Annotated in this window: 13 protein-coding genes; 6 read left to right on the top strand and 7 right to left on the bottom strand. The window is 65.0% G+C overall.

Going from position 1 to position 15847, the window contains the following annotated elements:
• Positions 1-16: 16 nt before the first annotated feature.
• Both AC5RVV_RS05455 and xseA read right to left on the bottom strand, forming a co-directional pair.
• Positions 17-298, bottom strand: coding sequence for an exodeoxyribonuclease VII small subunit (locus tag AC5RVV_RS05455; protein WP_494000366.1), 282 nt, complete (start codon positions 296-298; stop codon positions 17-19).
• Positions 299-356: 58 nt separating this feature from the next.
• The gene (xseA, locus tag AC5RVV_RS05450) at positions 357-1613 is read right to left on the bottom strand and encodes an exodeoxyribonuclease VII large subunit (protein WP_494000365.1); all 1257 of its coding nucleotides are present in this window, start codon (positions 1611-1613) and stop codon (positions 357-359) included.
• A 163-nt stretch (positions 1614-1776) separates the two neighbouring features.
• Here xseA and AC5RVV_RS05445 point away from each other — a divergent pair, with 163 nt between their 5' ends.
• Positions 1777-2619, top strand: coding sequence for a hypothetical protein (locus tag AC5RVV_RS05445; protein ID WP_494000364.1), 843 nt, complete (start codon positions 1777-1779; stop codon positions 2617-2619).
• A 9-nt stretch (positions 2620-2628) separates the two neighbouring features.
• Positions 2629-3714, top strand: coding sequence for a 4-hydroxy-3-methylbut-2-enyl diphosphate reductase (locus AC5RVV_RS05440; protein WP_494000363.1), 1086 nt, complete (start codon positions 2629-2631; stop codon positions 3712-3714).
• A gap of 113 nt (positions 3715-3827) precedes the next feature.
• Here AC5RVV_RS05440 and AC5RVV_RS05435 read toward each other — a convergent pair whose 3' ends face one another.
• Positions 3828-5039 carry a DNA recombination protein RmuC gene (locus AC5RVV_RS05435; protein ID WP_494000362.1) on the bottom strand — a complete coding sequence of 404 codons (1212 nt, stop codon included), beginning with the start codon at positions 5037-5039 and terminating at the stop codon, positions 3828-3830.
• 78 nt (positions 5040-5117) lie between these two features.
• Here AC5RVV_RS05435 and ychF point away from each other — a divergent pair, with 78 nt between their 5' ends.
• Both ychF and AC5RVV_RS05425 read left to right on the top strand, forming a co-directional pair.
• The gene (ychF, locus tag AC5RVV_RS05430; RefSeq protein ID WP_494000361.1) at positions 5118-6203 is read left to right on the top strand and encodes a redox-regulated ATPase YchF; all 1086 of its coding nucleotides are present in this window, start codon (positions 5118-5120) and stop codon (positions 6201-6203) included.
• Positions 6196-6552: a zinc ribbon domain-containing protein YjdM gene (locus tag AC5RVV_RS05425; RefSeq protein WP_494000360.1), complete on the top strand. Its 357-nt coding sequence runs from the start codon at positions 6196-6198 to the stop codon at positions 6550-6552. Before ychF ends, AC5RVV_RS05425 begins: the two co-directional genes overlap by 8 nt.
• A gap of 172 nt (positions 6553-6724) precedes the next feature.
• On the opposite strand, the gene mftD is transcribed toward AC5RVV_RS05425, so the two are convergent.
• A complete protein-coding gene (gene mftD, locus AC5RVV_RS05420; protein WP_494000359.1) occupies positions 6725-7921 on the bottom strand; it encodes a pre-mycofactocin synthase MftD in 1197 nt (398 codons plus the stop codon).
• A gap of 164 nt (positions 7922-8085) precedes the next feature.
• Between mftD and AC5RVV_RS05415 the strand changes: the two genes are divergently transcribed.
• On the top strand, positions 8086-8760 hold the full coding sequence (locus AC5RVV_RS05415) for an acyl-CoA-like ligand-binding transcription factor (RefSeq protein WP_494000358.1): 675 nt from the start codon (positions 8086-8088) through the stop codon (positions 8758-8760).
• A 478-nt stretch (positions 8761-9238) separates the two neighbouring features.
• On the opposite strand, the gene AC5RVV_RS05410 is transcribed toward AC5RVV_RS05415, so the two are convergent.
• Entirely contained in the window at positions 9239-9778 is a 540-nt protein-coding gene (locus tag AC5RVV_RS05410; protein ID WP_494000357.1) for an NUDIX hydrolase, read from the bottom strand.
• Positions 9775-11373 (bottom strand): hypothetical protein, encoded by a 1599-nt coding sequence (locus tag AC5RVV_RS05405; protein ID WP_494000356.1) that lies wholly within the window; start codon positions 11371-11373, stop codon positions 9775-9777. Before AC5RVV_RS05405 ends, AC5RVV_RS05410 begins: the two co-directional genes overlap by 4 nt.
• Positions 11374-13021: 1648 nt before the next feature.
• On the opposite strand from AC5RVV_RS05405, the gene AC5RVV_RS05400 reads away from it, so the two are divergent.
• A complete protein-coding gene (locus AC5RVV_RS05400; RefSeq protein ID WP_494000355.1) occupies positions 13022-14263 on the top strand; it encodes an AI-2E family transporter in 1242 nt (413 codons plus the stop codon).
• 600 nt (positions 14264-14863) lie between these two features.
• Here the strand turns inward: AC5RVV_RS05400 and AC5RVV_RS05395 are convergent.
• Positions 14864-15814, bottom strand: a complete 951-nt coding sequence (locus tag AC5RVV_RS05395; RefSeq protein ID WP_494000354.1) for a 3-hydroxyacyl-CoA dehydrogenase NAD-binding domain-containing protein — start codon at positions 15812-15814, stop codon at positions 14864-14866.
• Between the last annotated feature and the right edge of the window lie 33 nt (positions 15815-15847).

Genomic DNA, 15847 nt, shown 5'->3' with positions numbered 1-15847 from the left:
GCGGTTCCGCGGCGGACTAGAGGGGTGACACCGGGGACGCGGCGGTTCCGGAGCTGCCCGGGCTGGCCGGCGACGGCTCGGTCCCTGCCGCCTCGCGTGCCGCGTCGAGCCGCTGCCGTGCGCCTTCCAGCCATGCCTCGCAGCGGGCCGCCAAGGCCTCGCCGCGCTCCCACAGCGCCAGGGACTGTTCAAGGCTGGCGCCGCCGGCTTCCAACTGGCTGACGACGGCCACCAATTCCTCGCGCGCCTGCTCATAGGAGAGGGAGGCGACGTCGGGCGGTGCGGGCTGCTCTGTCATGGGGTCTCGCTTTCGGTGCCGGTGTTGTGTGGTGGTGTCTGGGATTCCGGGAACGGCGTCAGGGAAGGGCTTCGGCGGATACTTCGCCCACGGCCACCCGGAGCCGCAGCCGTGTTCCGGCCGGTGCGTCCGCCGCATCGCGCAGCACCCGGCCATCGGGCAGCTGGGCCACGGCATAGCCGCGGTCCAGTGTGTTCTGGGGGGACAGTGCGCGCACCTGTGCCTTCAGGTGGGCGACCCGGTCGCTGTCACGGTGCACGGCCGCCGAGACGGCCTGGTGGGCCCGGGAGACGAGCCGGTGGAGATCTTCCGCCCGGACGTCCACCATGCCCGCGGGGTTTGCCATCACCGGGCGGCTGCGCAGCGCGGCCAGGCGTTCGGTTTCTCGGTGGACCAACTGCTCCACCCGGCGGGCAAGCAGGGCGCGGGCTTGTCCGATGCGGTGCAGTTCCTCGCTGACGTCCGGGACGATGCGCTTGGCGGCGTCGGTCGGCGTGGAGGCACGCAGGTCCGCGACCTCGTCGAGCAGGGGCCGGTCCGCTTCGTGTCCGATGGCGCTCACCACCGGCGTGCCGGCGGCGGCCACCGCCCGGACCAAATCCTCGTTGCTGAAGGGCAGCAGGTCCTCCAGCGAACCTCCGCCGCGGGCGATGACGATGACGTCCACATCGTCACGGGCGTCGAGCTCGCCGAGCGCCTGCATCACCTGGGCCACGGCATTCACGCCCTGGACGGCAACTTCCCGGACCTCGAATTCGACGGCCGGCCAGCGCAGCGATGCATTCCGGATGACGTCCTTCATGGCGTCGGAATCGCGGCCGGTAATGAGGCCGATGCGGTGCGGCAGCAGGGGCAGCCGGCGCTTGCGGGACGGATCGAAGAGGCCTTCGGCGGCCAGCGCCCGGCGCAGCCGCTCCAGCCTCACCAGCAGGTCGCCGAGCCCCACCGGCCGGATGTCCCGGGTCTGCATGGTCAGCCGCCCGGTCTTGACGTACAGGTCCGGTTTGATCTGGGCCACCACCCGGGAGCCCGGTTCCAGCGGCAGCTCCAGGCGCGCCATCACGCTGCCCCAGACCACCAGGCTGAAGGATGCCTCGGCGTCGGTGTCCCGCAGGGTCAGGTAGGTGGTGGCGTTCCGGCGGTTGAGCTCAATGACCTGGCCTTCGACCCACGTGGGCGGCACGCGGTCGATGTGCATCTTGAGCTTTTGGGACAGCAGCCGCAGCGGCCACGGGTTGTCCGCCGTCGTCTGGTTGGCAGTCGGGGGCAGGGTCGATTGTCCGGTGCCGGCGCCTTGGACCGCGCTTGACTCCATGAATTGCCCCTTCCGGAGGTGTGATTCCGACGGCTGCCGGAGACCCTACATTCTTACCAGTTATCCCTGTCAATCGGATTCTCTGTTGTACTGGGTAGGGGTAGGCGGCGCTCTTCGAGCCCCGCCGGATCTGCCTGAAGCAAGCAAGGAAACGGAGGAGACCGTGCGGACGTTGTTGGCTGCGGTCGGCGGGCTGTTGGCCGTGCTCCTCGCCGGGGCCGCGCTCTGCGGGGCCTGGGCCGACCAACGGGTGCTCGACCGTGGGGGCTTCGTGTCGCTGGCCGCCCCGCTGGGCGAGGACGCCGGGTTCCGGTCGGCGCTGGCCGCCACCATCACGGAAGAAGTTGCCGGCAGTGCCGAGTTGCCGGCCGGCCTGCAGGAACTCGTGCGGCCCATCGTGGAGCGAACCGCTGGAGCGATGACCGAACTGGCCGGATTCCCGCGGGCCCTCAACGAGTCGCTGGCCCTGTCGCACGCGCATACGTTCTCCGGGACTTCCGGGGGAGAGGCGGCCGTCACGCTGGATATCGCCCCCATGGTGGCCCTGGCGGTTTCGCGGGTAGCGGACGCGCTGGGTACTAATATCCGGAGCCCCGAGCAGGTGTTGTTGCCGCTGGGCTCGGCAGAGGCGGGCGGCGTTTTGGCCTCGGTGCGGGACCTGCCGTCGCAGTGGTGGGTTGCCGCGGTGGCAGCGGCCGCGGCACTGGTGCTGATGCTGCTGGCCGCCCGGCGTCCCGCCACGGCGCTGGCCTGGGCCGGTATTGGCGCGGCATTACTGGGCGGGGTCCTCTGGCTGGCCGCCGGGCTTGCACCGCCGCTGGCAGTGAATGCGGCGGGCGAAAGTGCGTTGGCCCAAGTGGTCCTGGGGAGGCTGGTCGAGTTGGCCGTCGCCGACTTCCGGCCCTGGGCCGCCGTCTTTGCCGCCGCCGGACTGGGGGTCGCGGTGGCCGGTTTCACCCTGCGTGCGGTGCTGGGCGGGGCCCGGCGGACCGGGCCCACGGGCTAGCATAGAGGCATGGCCAGTACTGCTGTTTCCCTTTCCATGCCTACCATTCCCCGCAAGCGCCGCACCCCGGACGAGGTCTGGGCTGCCGCACCCGTGGACGGTGACAAGAAGGTGCTGCTGGCGGCCCCGCGTGGATACTGCGCCGGCGTCGACCGGGCCGTGATCGCGGTGGAAAAGGCGCTGGAGCATTATGGCCCGCCCGTCTACGTGCGCAAGCAGATCGTCCACAATGTGCACGTGGTCTCCACGCTGGAGGAAAAGGGCGCCATCTTCGTCGAAGAGACCGACGAGGTGCCCGAAGGCGCCCTGGTCGTCTTCTCGGCGCACGGTGTTTCGCCTGCGGTGGTGCAGTCCGCCGAGGACCGCCAGCTGCGGACCATCGACGCGACCTGCCCCTTGGTGACCAAGGTGCACCGGGAAGCGGTGCGGTTCGCCCGCGACGGCAACGAGATCCTGCTGATCGGTCACGAGGGACACGAAGAAGTCGAAGGGACCTACGGGGAAGCGCCGGACCACACCACGATCGTCAACAACCCGGACGAGGCGCGGACAGTGCAAGTGCGGGATCCGGAAAGGCTGATCTGGCTGTCGCAGACGACGCTCTCGGTCGACGAGACGATGGAAATCGTCTCGATCCTGCGGGACCGCTTCCCGGCTCTGCAGGATCCGCCGAGCGACGACATCTGCTACGCCACCTCCAACCGCCAGGCCGCGATCAAGAAGATCGCACCCCAAGCGGACCTGGTCATTGTGGTCGGCTCCGAAAACTCATCCAACTCCGTGCGGCTGGTCGAGGTCGCCCTCGAGTACGGCGCCAAGGCGGCCTACCGCGTGGACTTCGCCAACGAGGTAGACGAGTCCTGGTTCGAGGGCGTGGCCACCGTCGGCGTGACCTCCGGAGCCTCCGTGCCCGAGGTCCTGGTGCGCGAGGTGCTGCGCCTGTTGGGCGACTACGGCTACGGCGACGTGGAAGAAGTGGTTACCGCCGAAGAGGACATCCTTTTCTCGCTGCCGAAGGAACTGCGCGCCACGCTCAAGGAACGCGGCGACGAATCGCGCGGCCTCGGCGGCCGCGTCACCCGCCCGGGACGCTAGCGCCCCGGCCACCGGCGGCGCCCGGGAGCCGAGCCCGGGGCCCGGCATCCTGTGCCGGGTCAGTTGAACCGGCGCCGGCCGCAGCGTCCCTGGCCCTGGCGCTGCCCGCCCTGTTACGCGGCCGGGTCCCGGCCTTCGATCAATTCGGGGGCCGAGAGCAGCCGGGGCGTGTTCTCCAGGGCCGCCGGGGCGGCGGGCTCCTCCAGGGATGTGCCGTCGAAGGCGTAGATCTTCCGCGCGGTCGGCAACACCCTTGATTCCAAGGTCCCCACAAACGAGTTGTAGCGCTCGACCGAGCTCTTGAGCGACGAGCCCAGCTTGGTGACATGGTCGCCCAGCGTTCCGAGCCGCTCGTAGAGCTGCCGCGACAGGTCGAAGATCTCGCGTGCGTTGTCCTTGAGCACTTCCTGCCGCCAGGCAAAGGCCACCGACTTCAGCGTGGCCAGCAGCGAGACGGGGGAGACCAGCGCAACGCTGCGGGAGAAGGCGTGGTCGAGCAGGCCGGGATCGGCATGCAGGGCGGCGGAGAGCACTGCCTCCGAGGGCAGGAAACAGAGCACCAACTCCGGGGACGCCTGCAGGCTCTCCCAATACTTCCGCCCCGCCAGGGCATCCACGTGGGCGCGCACCGCCTTGGCATGGGCGTTCAGCAGATCCACCCGTTGCTGCTGTTCGGCAGCCGATGCGGCCGCCGGAATTTCCTGGGCCTGCAGGTAGGCGCGCAGCGGGACCTTGGCATCCGCGACGATGGACTTTCCACCCGGCAGCCGGATGATCATGTCCGGACGGCCGGTCCGGTCCGCCCCGGCGAGGTGCACCTGCTCGTCAAAGTCCACCCGGGCGAGCATTCCGGCAGCTTCCACCACCCGACGCAACTGCACCTCGCCCCACTGCCCGCGGGCGGAATTGGACTGCAGCGCGGAGGCGAGCGTCTGCGTGGAACGCATCAGCGCCTCGTCGCTGCGCTGGGCTGCACGCAATTGTTCGGCCAACTGGCCGAACTGCTCCACCCGGTCCCGTTCCAGCAGGCTGACCTGCTGCTGGACGAGCTTGAGCTTCTCACCGACCGGGATCAGGGCGCGCAGCACGGTGTTCTCCTGCTCGTCCTGGGCGTAGAGCTGTGCGTTCTGCTCGGCGAGCATCCGGCGCTCCGCCTCCACCCCGGCGAGGCGGGCCGAGAGCTCTGCCAGCCGGTCGCCGTCGTCCTTCGCGGCGTCCTGCAGATCCGCCAGCCGGCGGCGGAGAAGGACGGCCACGGCCGCGGCGCCGGCGGCGGCGCCCACGAACAGGGCCAGAAGGGCGAGAAGTACATGCGATGCATCCATACCTTCACCATGCCAGCCGCCCCGGACAAAATACGGCACGCGGGTCGATGTGTCCGGGCCACGGTATCCTTGACTACCGTGGCTCTAACTATTGGCATCGTCGGACTGCCCAACGTCGGCAAATCAACCCTCTTCAACGCACTGACCCGCAACAGCGTGCTCGCGGCAAACTACCCGTTCGCCACCATCGAGCCGAACGTCGGTGTGGTTTCGCTGCCGGATCCGCGGCTGGAGAAGCTGGCGGAGATCTTCGGCTCGCAGCGGATCCTGCCCGCGACCGTGTCCTTCGTGGACATTGCCGGCATCGTCAAGGGCGCTTCCGAGGGTGAGGGGCTGGGCAACCAGTTCCTGGCGAACATCCGCGAAGCGCAGGCGATCGCCCAGGTCATCCGTGTGTTCGACGACCCCGACGTGGTCCACGTGGACGGCAAGGTCGACCCGCGTTCGGACATGGAAACCATCAACACCGAGCTGATCCTGGCCGACCTGCAGACCTTGGAGAAGGCCCTCCCGCGGGTGGAGAAGGAAGTCAAGATCAAGAAGCGCGACGCCGCGGAGCTGGCCGCCCTGCAGGCAGCGCAGAAAGTCCTGGAGCGCGGCGACACCGTCTTTTCCTCCGTCGAGAGCGACAAGCTGGACATGGAGAACCTCCGGGAACTGAGCCTGCTGACCGCCAAGCCGTTCATCTATGTGTTCAACGTGGACGACGCCGTGCTCGGCAGCCCCGAGCGGCAGGCCGAGCTGCGCGGGCTGGTGGCACCCGCCGACTGCGTGTTCCTGGATGCCAAGCTGGAAGCGGACCTCGTGGAGCTGGACGAGGAAGAGGCCCGCGAGATGCTGGAGATGAACGGCCAGGACGAGTCCGGGCTGGACCAGCTGGCGCGGGTGGGGTTCCACACGCTGGGCTTGCAGACCTATCTGACGGCCGGGCCGAAGGAAGCGCGCGCCTGGACCATCAACCGCGGCGACACCGCTCCGCAGGCTGCCGGCGTGATCCATTCGGACTTCCAGCGCGGCTTCATCAAGGCCGAGGTGGTTTCCTTCGCCGATCTGGTGGAGGCGGGGTCCATGGCCGAGGCTAAAGCCCGCGGCAAGGTGCGGATCGAAGGCAAAGACTACGTGATGGTCGACGGCGACGTGGTTGAATTCCGCTTCAATGTCTGACGGTCTGCCGGCTTGCCCGGAGTGCCACGAGGCGTTCACCTACGAGCAGGGCCCCTTGCTGGTGTGCCCGATGTGCGGCCATGAATGGCCGAAAGACTCGGCCGAGACCACGCCCGAGACCGCTTCGATCAAGGATGCCGTTGGCAATGTGCTCGCCGATGGTGACACAGTCACGATCGTCAAGGACCTCAAGGTCAAGGGCGCCGGTGGCGGTGTGGTGAAGGTCGGCACGAAGGTGCGCGGCATACGACTCATTGAGGACGGGGTGGGCGATCACGACATTGATGCGACTGTTCCCGGGTTTGGGCGGATGCAACTAAAGTCCAGTGTGGTGAAGAAAGTCCTCTGACCTGCGCCCATTCCCAATAGACATGGGTTTAGTCGGTTGTGTCTGCAACCGCTTAGGAGACGCTTCCCAGATTTCGGTCTGGGAAGCGTCTCCTTGGTTTAGTCCACCAGATCTCTCAACCTACTTACGCAGCAGCGCATTACTTCGACTCGTTCACACTAGTAGACGCACTCTAAACGAGAGTTGCAACTCGCTCGAATGCAGACTTCTCCAGGATGAATCCATCCGGGATTACCAAGTCATCCTTGCTGATTTGGTCGATGCTATCGTGTCCCAACCCAAGCATGAACTTCTCCATGCTGGTCCGTAAGGCGGTGATCACTTCGGTGACCCCCCGCTCTCCGTCGGCGGACAGCCCAAACAGCCAAGCTCGTCCGGCGAGGACCACGTCCGCGCCGAGCGCCAGCGCCTTGACGATGTCACCACCCCGTCGGATTCCACCGTCGTAAGACACTTGAGCCTGCCCGTTGACCGCTGAGACGATCGCGGGGAGTGCGCGCAGCGCCGACGGCGTCGTGTCGAGGTTGTTTCCGCCGTGGTTGGATACCCCGATTGCTGTCGCACCGGCGTCGATCGCGCGGAGAGCGTCGTCCGGGTGCCATATTCCCTTGATCATGAACGGTCCGCCCCAAGCCTCCTTCACCCACGCAACGTCATCCCAGCTCGGGAGCGGGGTATCAAGCCATTGCATAAATGCGTCCATCATTGTGGGGGCATCGCCGATCCCGTCGCCGAAGTTCGGCACGGTAAGGTCGGGGATTTGGCCACGCTGCAGGTAGCTGCTGAGCCACCTGGGCCGGGAGAGTGCTACCGGGGCGAATCTGATCATCTCGGGCAGGTTGAGATTCCCTGGCATGGCCGGGGATCCCCAGTCTCGGGCCTGAATGGGAAGAGCGTCCATCGTCAGGATCAGGGCCTTCGCGCCCGATGCCTTCGCCCGTCCGATCCGCACGGCAATGTCATCACGTGTGCCGGTCCAGTACAGCTGATAGATCGCGTTCGGGTTCTCGGCGATGACATCTTCGAATCGGCTCGAGGCGAAGTTACTGTGCCCGAGGGTGAGGCCGGCCTTTCTGGTCGCCCTGGCCACGGGGACCTCCCCGTCGACGTGCATCGCCTGCGCCCCCGCAGGACTCATGATCAGCGGGAGCGACATATCGATGCCCATGAAATTGGTGCTGTAGTCCCGACTCTTAACCTCAACCCCTACACGCGGGATCACGCCGATGCTGTCGAAGGCTTGGAGGTTCTGGTCCAAAGTGGCACCGCGCTCGTTGCCGGCGAGTAGTGCAGAGAATACTGCGCGCGGCAACCGTTTCTTGGCTCGCTGTCTCGCGTCTTCTACGGTCTCTATTGGCTTCCTAGCCATAATGTCTCCCCGATCCTTAGGTTTGGCCGCTATGCCTGAAGGGGCCGCTGTCACTGCCCGGCTCGCACCATGCCATGCTGTAAATGGAACGTTTGTAAGGTGTACGTGACGTCCGACACTACCCTAATGGTACTCAGTACCAAAAGGGGGGGCATTCCAGATGAGTGGGAGAAGTGGGCTTGGCGAGACAAGGCGGAAATCGGCGTGGCGGGCGGCCGTATGCCTCATCTGCAGCGGAAGTTGAGGAATTTGCTATAGGGCTGTTCCTCGAGAAGGGATTCGATCAGACTACAATGGCCGAGATTGCCGCGGCCTGCGGCGTGGGTCGTACGACTCTCTTTCGCTACTTCCCGTCAAAGGCCGACATCCTGTGGGTTGGCTTCGATGACCACCTCGTACGTCTAGGCGAACTCCTGCGCTGCCAATCCGAGAACCACCCGGTCCTTGCGGCGGTAGAGGCTGCGGTTCTGCAGGCGTTAGAGGAAGCTGCAGATGAACGGCAACTATGGCGGAGGCGTTTCAAGGTACTTGAGCAAACTCGGTCCCTTCGCCCTAGCGTGTCGATTCGATGGTTCGACTGGGGGCGAACTGTTGCCGAGTTCGTCGGAGAGCGCACAGGTACCCATCCAGAGAGTGTCATTCCCGCGAGCATCGGCGGCGCTATCCAAGGGGCTTTCTTGGCGACCTTGCGGTCATGGGGTCGAGATGAAGGGTTCAATGGGGACGTCGTCGCACGTATGGGAGAGGCTCTTGACCCTGTATGTGAAGCACTCAGTCCTCTCATTGGCGAAGGGCGAGCCGAGAGCTCCCAGTGTCAGAAACGCCCTGAAGTTATGTGATGTTCAGCGGAGAAATCCTCGAGAGCTCCCCAGCGCGTTCAAGCTGAAGGTTCAAGGCAGATAGAAGAGCTCCCTCTAACCCGGCTCCAAGAGCTTCCTGTTTTCGGCGAACATAGGCCCTTGCAAGGTATTGAGCAGGGACTTTACATTACGACGGAGGAGCGGAGACGAACTCCGTGGGGAGCGAGCAGAAACATTAGCCACATGAAGACTGCAGTGGCCAATGGCTATCTGTCTATCGAAGGCCTGAAGCTGCTTACGGCTGGCAGGGTCCGTGTCAGTCACATTGATCGTCTGCACGCCAAGACTTTTATCGTCGGCAACCGTGGTTTTCTAGGGTCGGCCAACCTCCGGAGCGGGTCTTGGTAGCTCAAAGGCGGCCAACCTTGAACTAGGTGTGGATCTGGAATGCGTCCAGGTCGAAGCTGTCAGGCACAGCATGAGCTCATGGGGTTACACGGGGGCGACGTACGGCTTCCTAGGCGGGAGCCGCAGTACTAAGCTCGCCTTTCGCCCAAGCGAGCGCGAGCGCGGCGATGCTGATGCCGTCACGGACCTGGTCGTTGGCTATCTCATGGCCGATTTGATCCAGTTCGATCCACCGCAGTGTCGAATACTCTGCGGCGGCCCGGTCGGCATGAGGATCGACACGGACGAGAACGACGTTCACCGCGTCACCGCTCAGGCCGCTTTCCGCCCAAATCTGACCGAGCAGACGGGACTCGAGCGCCACCAGACCGGTCTCTTCGAGAAGTTCTCGTTCAGCTGTCGCCTCCGGGGATCCGTCCACGGTGTCGGCCTGACCGCGTGGCAGTTCCCAGAGAGACCGCGCAATTGCGGGCCGCTCCACATCGATGAATAGAACCCGCGCTCCGTCAACTACAACTGCAACTGCCCCGTCGCCCTCGGAGTTCGACAGAATTCGGTGACGGGTCCAGCCCTCTTCGTCGCGCGCCTGCACGAAGAGCCGCGTCCCCGGCGTCGTCCAGACGTTGCGCCAGCGAGGGGTCGCTCTCATGCCTGGAACCGAAGAGTGGATTGCAGTTGTGATCCGGACATGCGGCGGAGGGTACCAAGATCTGACCAAGGCGCGGCGAGGAGTGCAGCGGCAACGAACGCGATGACCCCCCAGACTGGACCGGAAAGGGCGAGGAGCCCGTAGTCGTAAAGCACAACCGAGAGCCCACCGATGGTGACGACGGTGCAGCGCAGCATCGTTGACCGGATCCGCCGGGATCGTGACGTCGTGTCACCGGCGATCTCGTCGATGGCGATCACGAGATCGATGAGTGATCGCCGACCCGGTTTGCGCAACAACTCACTCGAGCCCACGGCCTCGAAGGCCTGAAGCCGTGAGTACTCGGAGGGGGTGAAGGCCGCCAGACGGCTGACAACGTCGCCGCCGATAGGCAAAGTGTTCGCGGCTGGGGCCGCTGCCCGCGACCTGCGTCGAAGGCGGGCGCGCATCCGGGCCCGCAGATTTTCCTTGGGTCGACGAAGTCCCCAGGCGAGCTCGGCAGCCGCAGCGCCGTCGCCATGGATGCCCGAGGGCGACGGCAGCGCGTTGTAGATGGTGAGCAGCCTTAGCTTGTCCCGATCGCAGATGGCCCGGTTGTAGGCGAGCGTCCACCAGCCGAGTGCTGAGCTGCGGTGGCCAGCTAACTCGGGATCCCGCAGCGGCTCCGGCAATTGCAGCGGCTTCAGCAACTCCACCCGCTCGCCGTCGAGCCACCGAGTCACAAGGGATCGGGTCGTCACGTGAGCCCGCTGGCAGGGTTCGGACTCGCCCGAATGTACAACTCCGCAGGCAGCGGCCTTGCGCCGGTCAGCATCGTTCGCGTACTCCAAACCCATCAGTGCGGCGACGAGCTCGTTCACCTCCGGGAGGTCACCGGAATTCGGGGGAAGCTCGGAATCGAGCTCAGGACCAAGCGGGTTCGGCCCCAAACCGGAGCTGCTGCGAACCTGGACGCGTCCATCCCGCATCGCCTCAACCCACGCCCGCCGACCGTTCTCACGCACTGCTTTCGCCACTTCAATATCCTGGGCGGCCCAGAGGGCCTGTGGCACAACGACCGGGTCCGAATCGTACCAGGCATCCGCGACCATACCGCCGGAGGAAGAATGCGACGGACGCTGGCTCACATCCAAAGCATGTTCGTACGCCCCGCCGGTCAGAGCTATGAGCGGCGTCGACACCCGGTGCGGGTCGTCACGGATCGCCGCATGATTCGCCTCGATTGCCGTGGCTAGTGCATCGTCAACACCCCAGCTCCTCCTTCCGTCAGCGAGCAGCCATGGGCCCGGCGCCGGCGTCGCGGTGGGTGTCGATGGCAGCAGCTGCACTTCGATCGGCAGGGGCGCTCCCGGCTCCAGTCCGAGGTGCCAGGCGAGCCGGTCTGGAGACATCGCGACGAAAAAGGTTCCTTCAAGGAGCTGGTTGCGATCGACGACGACGGTGCCGCCGAACAGCAGTGCGGTTCGCAGCACCCCGACAAGCACCCGCTTCGCCTCGGTCGGCCCGACCTGCAACCACAATTTTGTCTGCTCGACCGGGTCGAGGTTGAAGACGCTGATCCGGGTAGACACGCCAGTCTGCTCCGCCAAATTCAACACTGGTCCTCTCTCGCGTTGGGGGAAATCCCTACGGCTGCGTGAATAATATCGGCCGACGGGCACCCAATCGGGGAGGCTGGTGACATGGTGACTGCCGAGTCCTGTGGACGATTATCGACGACGTCTTGTGCTCGAATTTAGATTGAATGTCTAGAGCGGTGCGTTGGGGCGGTCAGTTCCTGCGTGTTGGTGGAAACACGGCATGAGACTTCGATATAGTCGGCGAGCTGCCATGCGTCAGGTGAGGTTTCACCCGGCCGGGAGCCTCGCCCAGGGACCAGTGGAATACTCTTCCCGAAGCCACCGAGAGAATACGTGCACTTTCTTTCGGACAAAACCGGCCGCTCTCGAACAACCAGGATGCTCGGAGTCGGCGTGTCCATGACCACGCGGACGTTCCTCGCCCATGTCGGGCCCGCGTTACCGGCGACCAGTTGAAGCAGCGAGCATTCGCCCTTGATCGTGCGCCAATGCGCGCCGCGAGCTTGCTCGACCGAACGGACACTCTCACTGCTCCGGAAACCCGTCCGGTGTTTACTGCTGCGGATGTCGAACCATCTGGCAAGGTTCGGGCGGCGGAGCAGATGGCGGGAGCAAAGCGAGGAGTGCAGAAGGCCTTACTGCGAACGTATCTTCGTTACCGGGTGGGTGATCGAGATCGAACTCAGTGAAGTATTACCCATCCTTCCAGTTCCGCGACGGGAAGGTCATTGACGCATTGCGGAGATCAACCAGGCTCTAGCAGAACCATGCGGTGCAGGTCGCTGGTGCACTGATGGACTGGTGGCAAGGTCGGCACCCGGACTTGCCTTCGGCAGTGGACGTACTGAACAGTCGCCGTTGAATCTGCTGGACTCGGTTTTCGAGGCGGAGTTCTCGGCCACGGTCGCGGCGTCCGAGGCTATGAGAAGTTTCGTTGCACCCGAGCCGCGGAACACCTATTGTCGATGAGCTGCAATGGGCATGTGAACCTCTGAGCGCTAGAAGTTATTCGGCTACGGAACGTGGTTGAATTTAGATTCAATGTGTAGTTCCTGATCTCCCTCGAACCTTTTGCGATAGCCGCTAAGAACACGTGTTCTTAGCGGCCAGGCGCAGCAGTCGAGGCGAAGGCTGCTCGGCATGCCGCAATTGTCCTCGGTGTCATCTTGGTTTCCTGTGCTGTAGGGCGTGCCCGCACGCTTTCGCGATGGCTATGCAGGCGGACGGGACCATAGCCGGCCGAAGGAGGTACCCCTCCCTCCTCCTCAGGTTTAGGCTCGGGGCATGGCGACATGGAAGCCGGACCCCCTGTGGTGGCCCTTTGCGATCTGTCTACTCGGGCTGACAGTGGCGAATCTGATTCTGATCCTCGTATCCGCCCCCGTCTGGGCGCGGCTAATCCCCGCATGGCTGTACATCCTTTTCTTTATTGTCGCCATGTCGGTGCTCCTGCGGCGGCGCGCGCTACCTACGAGGGACAGCACTACCCAGTCCCGGAGACGCACCCCGTAGGTTGTGGTCATGCCATTTCCCGGCAATCTTCAAGTACCGCGGAGCCATCCCATCGGAACGGTCCACGCACGATGCCTGCCAAGTTGAATCTGCGGCATGGCCTGTGGTGTGGGCGCGGGATCAGTTGCCCAAGTGGGGCAGGATAGGAGGCATGCGATTTATTCCGAAGCGTCAGGCATCGACCGCTCGCTCGGTGTCGAGCACTCTCAAGGCTGATCCCGAGGCGGTGGAATCCGCCACCGGACCCGGAGTGAAGCCGCAGGAACCGCGCGGGATTTTCGCCGCCGGCGTTGACCGCACGGCTCTGTGGACTGGACGGGCCGTTGTCATCGCTATCGGTTTAGTGCTGGCCTGGTGGCTGGTCCGTTCGCTGTGGTCGGTGGTTTTCCCGACGATCCTGGCCCTGCTGCTGGCCAGCATCCTGTGGCCGGTGAACCGCCTGGCCCGCCGCCTCATGCCCAAGGCGCTGGCGGCCTTTGTCACCGTGCTCGCTGCGCTGGCTGCCGTCGTCGGAGTGCTGCTACTGGTAATTCCGTCGCTGGCCTCGGGAACCGCGGGGCTGGCCGGGAAGGCACGCGAAAACCTCGGGCAGATCACCCAGTTCCTGGCCGGGCCACCGTTCAATCTTGAAAACGCGGACCTGAATTCCCTGGTGGACAGCGCGGTATCCCAGATCCGCGAGCACGCCGGAGACATCGCCTCCGGGATCACCACCGGACTGGGGGCCATCACTTCGGGCACCATCATCTTTGTGCTGGTCCTGGTCTTCACGTTCTTCTGCCTCAAAGACGGCGACCGCTTCCTCGCCTGGACCAGCCGATGGACGGACGCCAAGGTCTACGTACACGCCGCCGCCGTGACCTCCCGGGCCTGGCAGACTCTGTCCGGCTACATCGCGGCGCAGGCCGCCGTCGCCCTGGTCGATGCTGTCTTCATCGGCGCCGCCCTTTTCATCCTGGGCATTCCGCTCGCCTTGCCGCTGACCATCCTGATCTTTATCGCGGCCTTCATCCCGGTCGTCGGTGCGGTGGCAACAGGTTTGCTCGCCGCCCTGATCGCCCTGATCTCCCACGGCTGGGTCACGGCCCTGATCGTGCTCGGCGTGGTGATTGTGGTCCAGCAACTGGAGAGCAACCTGCTGCAGCCGTTCCTGGTGGGAACTAAGCTGAAGATCCACCCGGCCGTGGTGCTGGCCTCGGTAACAGTCGGCGGCACCCTGTTCGGCATCGTCGGAGCTTTCCTATCGGTACCAACAACAGCGGTGGGAATTGTGGTGCTGCGTTATCTGCGGGACGTGGTCTTCCCCGTCCAACCGGAAGGGGAAGCAGAGGTAGACGGTTCTAACAGCAGCCGGCCGGAAGCCGAGGCAACCGTGGCAGGCGCGCAGGGCTAACCGCAGACCTAACCCGCCGCACCCTCCAGCGGCCAGGTGTGCACCGCCTCTTTGGTATGCATGTTGTGCGAATTCTGCCGCGTCATCTCGGCCTGCGCTGCCGGACGGTCCAGCCCGCCTCCTACAAACAGCCGCAGGGTCTTGATCTGCCAGCTGGCGCCGTTCTGTTCCGTCTAGGCGCGGGCGCGCAGGATCTCCATGTACCTGTCGATCAGATCCGGGCCCACACGAAGATCGGCCAGTCCGTCGGCGGCCAGCGGCAGCAGGCGGCGGACAATCAGCTCCACCACCTCGAATATCTCCGACGCCCGGTTTCTGCAGCCTAACGTCGGTCCAGGAAACGCACGGCGTTCTTCTCCCGCCAAGGCAAGGACCTGACCTGCTACTTGCCTGGTGTGTGGGCGGTCGCCACTGATGCGGTGCCCTCCGGCTTCGTGGTCGATGGGGAGCTGGGGGAGCAGATTGCTGCGGGACGGAAGCTCATGGGCTTCCGTCCCGCAGCAATGTGCGGGCCGGATCAGCAGGCGGAATTTGAATCGCTGCTTAATCGGCAGCTGCCGGTGGGAGCCAACGCGTTGGCCAGCCGGGACCGCCCTTGGGTCAGGGGATCTGGGGCTTGGCGTTTTTGGCGACGATGAGGTCGATGAGGAGCTGGTCGCGCTGGTTCAGGGTCTGTGACCAGTCGTAACCGTCGAGCTCCTGCGCGACGCCGTCGGCCATGACAGGGATGTAGTCGTCGGTCTCCGGGTAGGTGCCCAGGGTCTTGGCCCACTCGCGCTGGGCCGGGCCGATGTGCTCGAGGACGTGGGTGATGCCGCCGTCGCCGCCGGAGGCGTGCAGGTTGAGGAAGGGGCCCAGCAGCGCCCACCGTAGGCCCGGGCCATAGGAGATGGCGGTGTCGATGTCCTCGACGCTGGTCACCCCGGTGGAGACCAGGTGGAACATCTCGGTCCACAGGGCCACCTGGAGGCGGTTGGCTACGTGGCCGGGCACTTCCTTGTTGATGCGGATGGGCTTCTTGCCGATCTCGGTGTAGAAGGTTAAGGCCCGGTCCACGGTCTCGGGCGAGGTTTGCCGACCGCCGAGGACTTCGACCAGCGGGATCAGGTGCGGCGGGTTGAACGGGTGCCCGAGGACCATGCGCTCGGGGTGCTGCATGCCCTGCTGGACGTCTGTGATCAGCAGCCCGGACGAGGAGCTCGCGATGATGGCCTCGTCGCTGGCGCCGGCTTCGATCTGGGCCAGCATGGCGTGCTTGACCTCCAGACGCTCCGGTCCATTCTCCTGGATGAACTCGGCGCCGCTCACGGCCTCGGTGATCGAGGCGGTGAACCGAAGATTGTCTTTGGTGGCACCCTCGGCCAGGCCGATGGTCTCCAAGGCTGGCCAGAAGTCCTCGACCCAGCGGCGCAGTCGGTCCTCGGCCCCGTCTGCGGGGTCAGAGGCGACGACCGTGAATCCTTGAGCCAGGTAGTACGCGGCCCAGCTGGCGCCGATGACGCCGGTTCCAACGACGGCGATCGTTCGGTTGGAGTTGCTTGTGATGCTCATGGTGATTGTCCTTTCAGGTACTGCTTGTTTGTG

Source organism: Arthrobacter sp. MDT2-34-1, assembly GCF_059091365.1.
The sequence above is the reverse complement of the archived record's forward strand: the minus strand, read 5'-3'. Positions and strand labels throughout refer to the sequence as shown.

Coding starts and splice junctions, on each gene's coding strand:
- mftD (WP_494000359.1), bottom strand. CDS start 7,921: ATGGCTAGGAAGCCAATAGAGACCGTAGAAGACGCGAGACAGCGAGCC.
- AC5RVV_RS05435 (WP_494000362.1), bottom strand. CDS start 5,039: ATGGATGCATCGCATGTACTTCTCGCCCTTCTGGCCCTGTTCGTGGGC.
- xseA (WP_494000365.1), bottom strand. CDS start 1,613: ATGGAGTCAAGCGCGGTCCAAGGCGCCGGCACCGGACAATCGACCCTG.
- AC5RVV_RS05395 (WP_494000354.1), bottom strand. CDS start 15,814: ATGAGCATCACAAGCAACTCCAACCGAACGATCGCCGTCGTTGGAACC.
- AC5RVV_RS05455 (WP_494000366.1), bottom strand. CDS start 298: ATGACAGAGCAGCCCGCACCGCCCGACGTCGCCTCCCTCTCCTATGAG.
- AC5RVV_RS05400 (WP_494000355.1), top strand. CDS start 13,022: ATGCGATTTATTCCGAAGCGTCAGGCATCGACCGCTCGCTCGGTGTCG.
- AC5RVV_RS05410 (WP_494000357.1), bottom strand. CDS start 9,778: ATGAGAGCGACCCCTCGCTGGCGCAACGTCTGGACGACGCCGGGGACG.
- AC5RVV_RS05440 (WP_494000363.1), top strand. CDS start 2,629: ATGGCCAGTACTGCTGTTTCCCTTTCCATGCCTACCATTCCCCGCAAG.
- AC5RVV_RS05425 (WP_494000360.1), top strand. CDS start 6,196: ATGTCTGACGGTCTGCCGGCTTGCCCGGAGTGCCACGAGGCGTTCACC.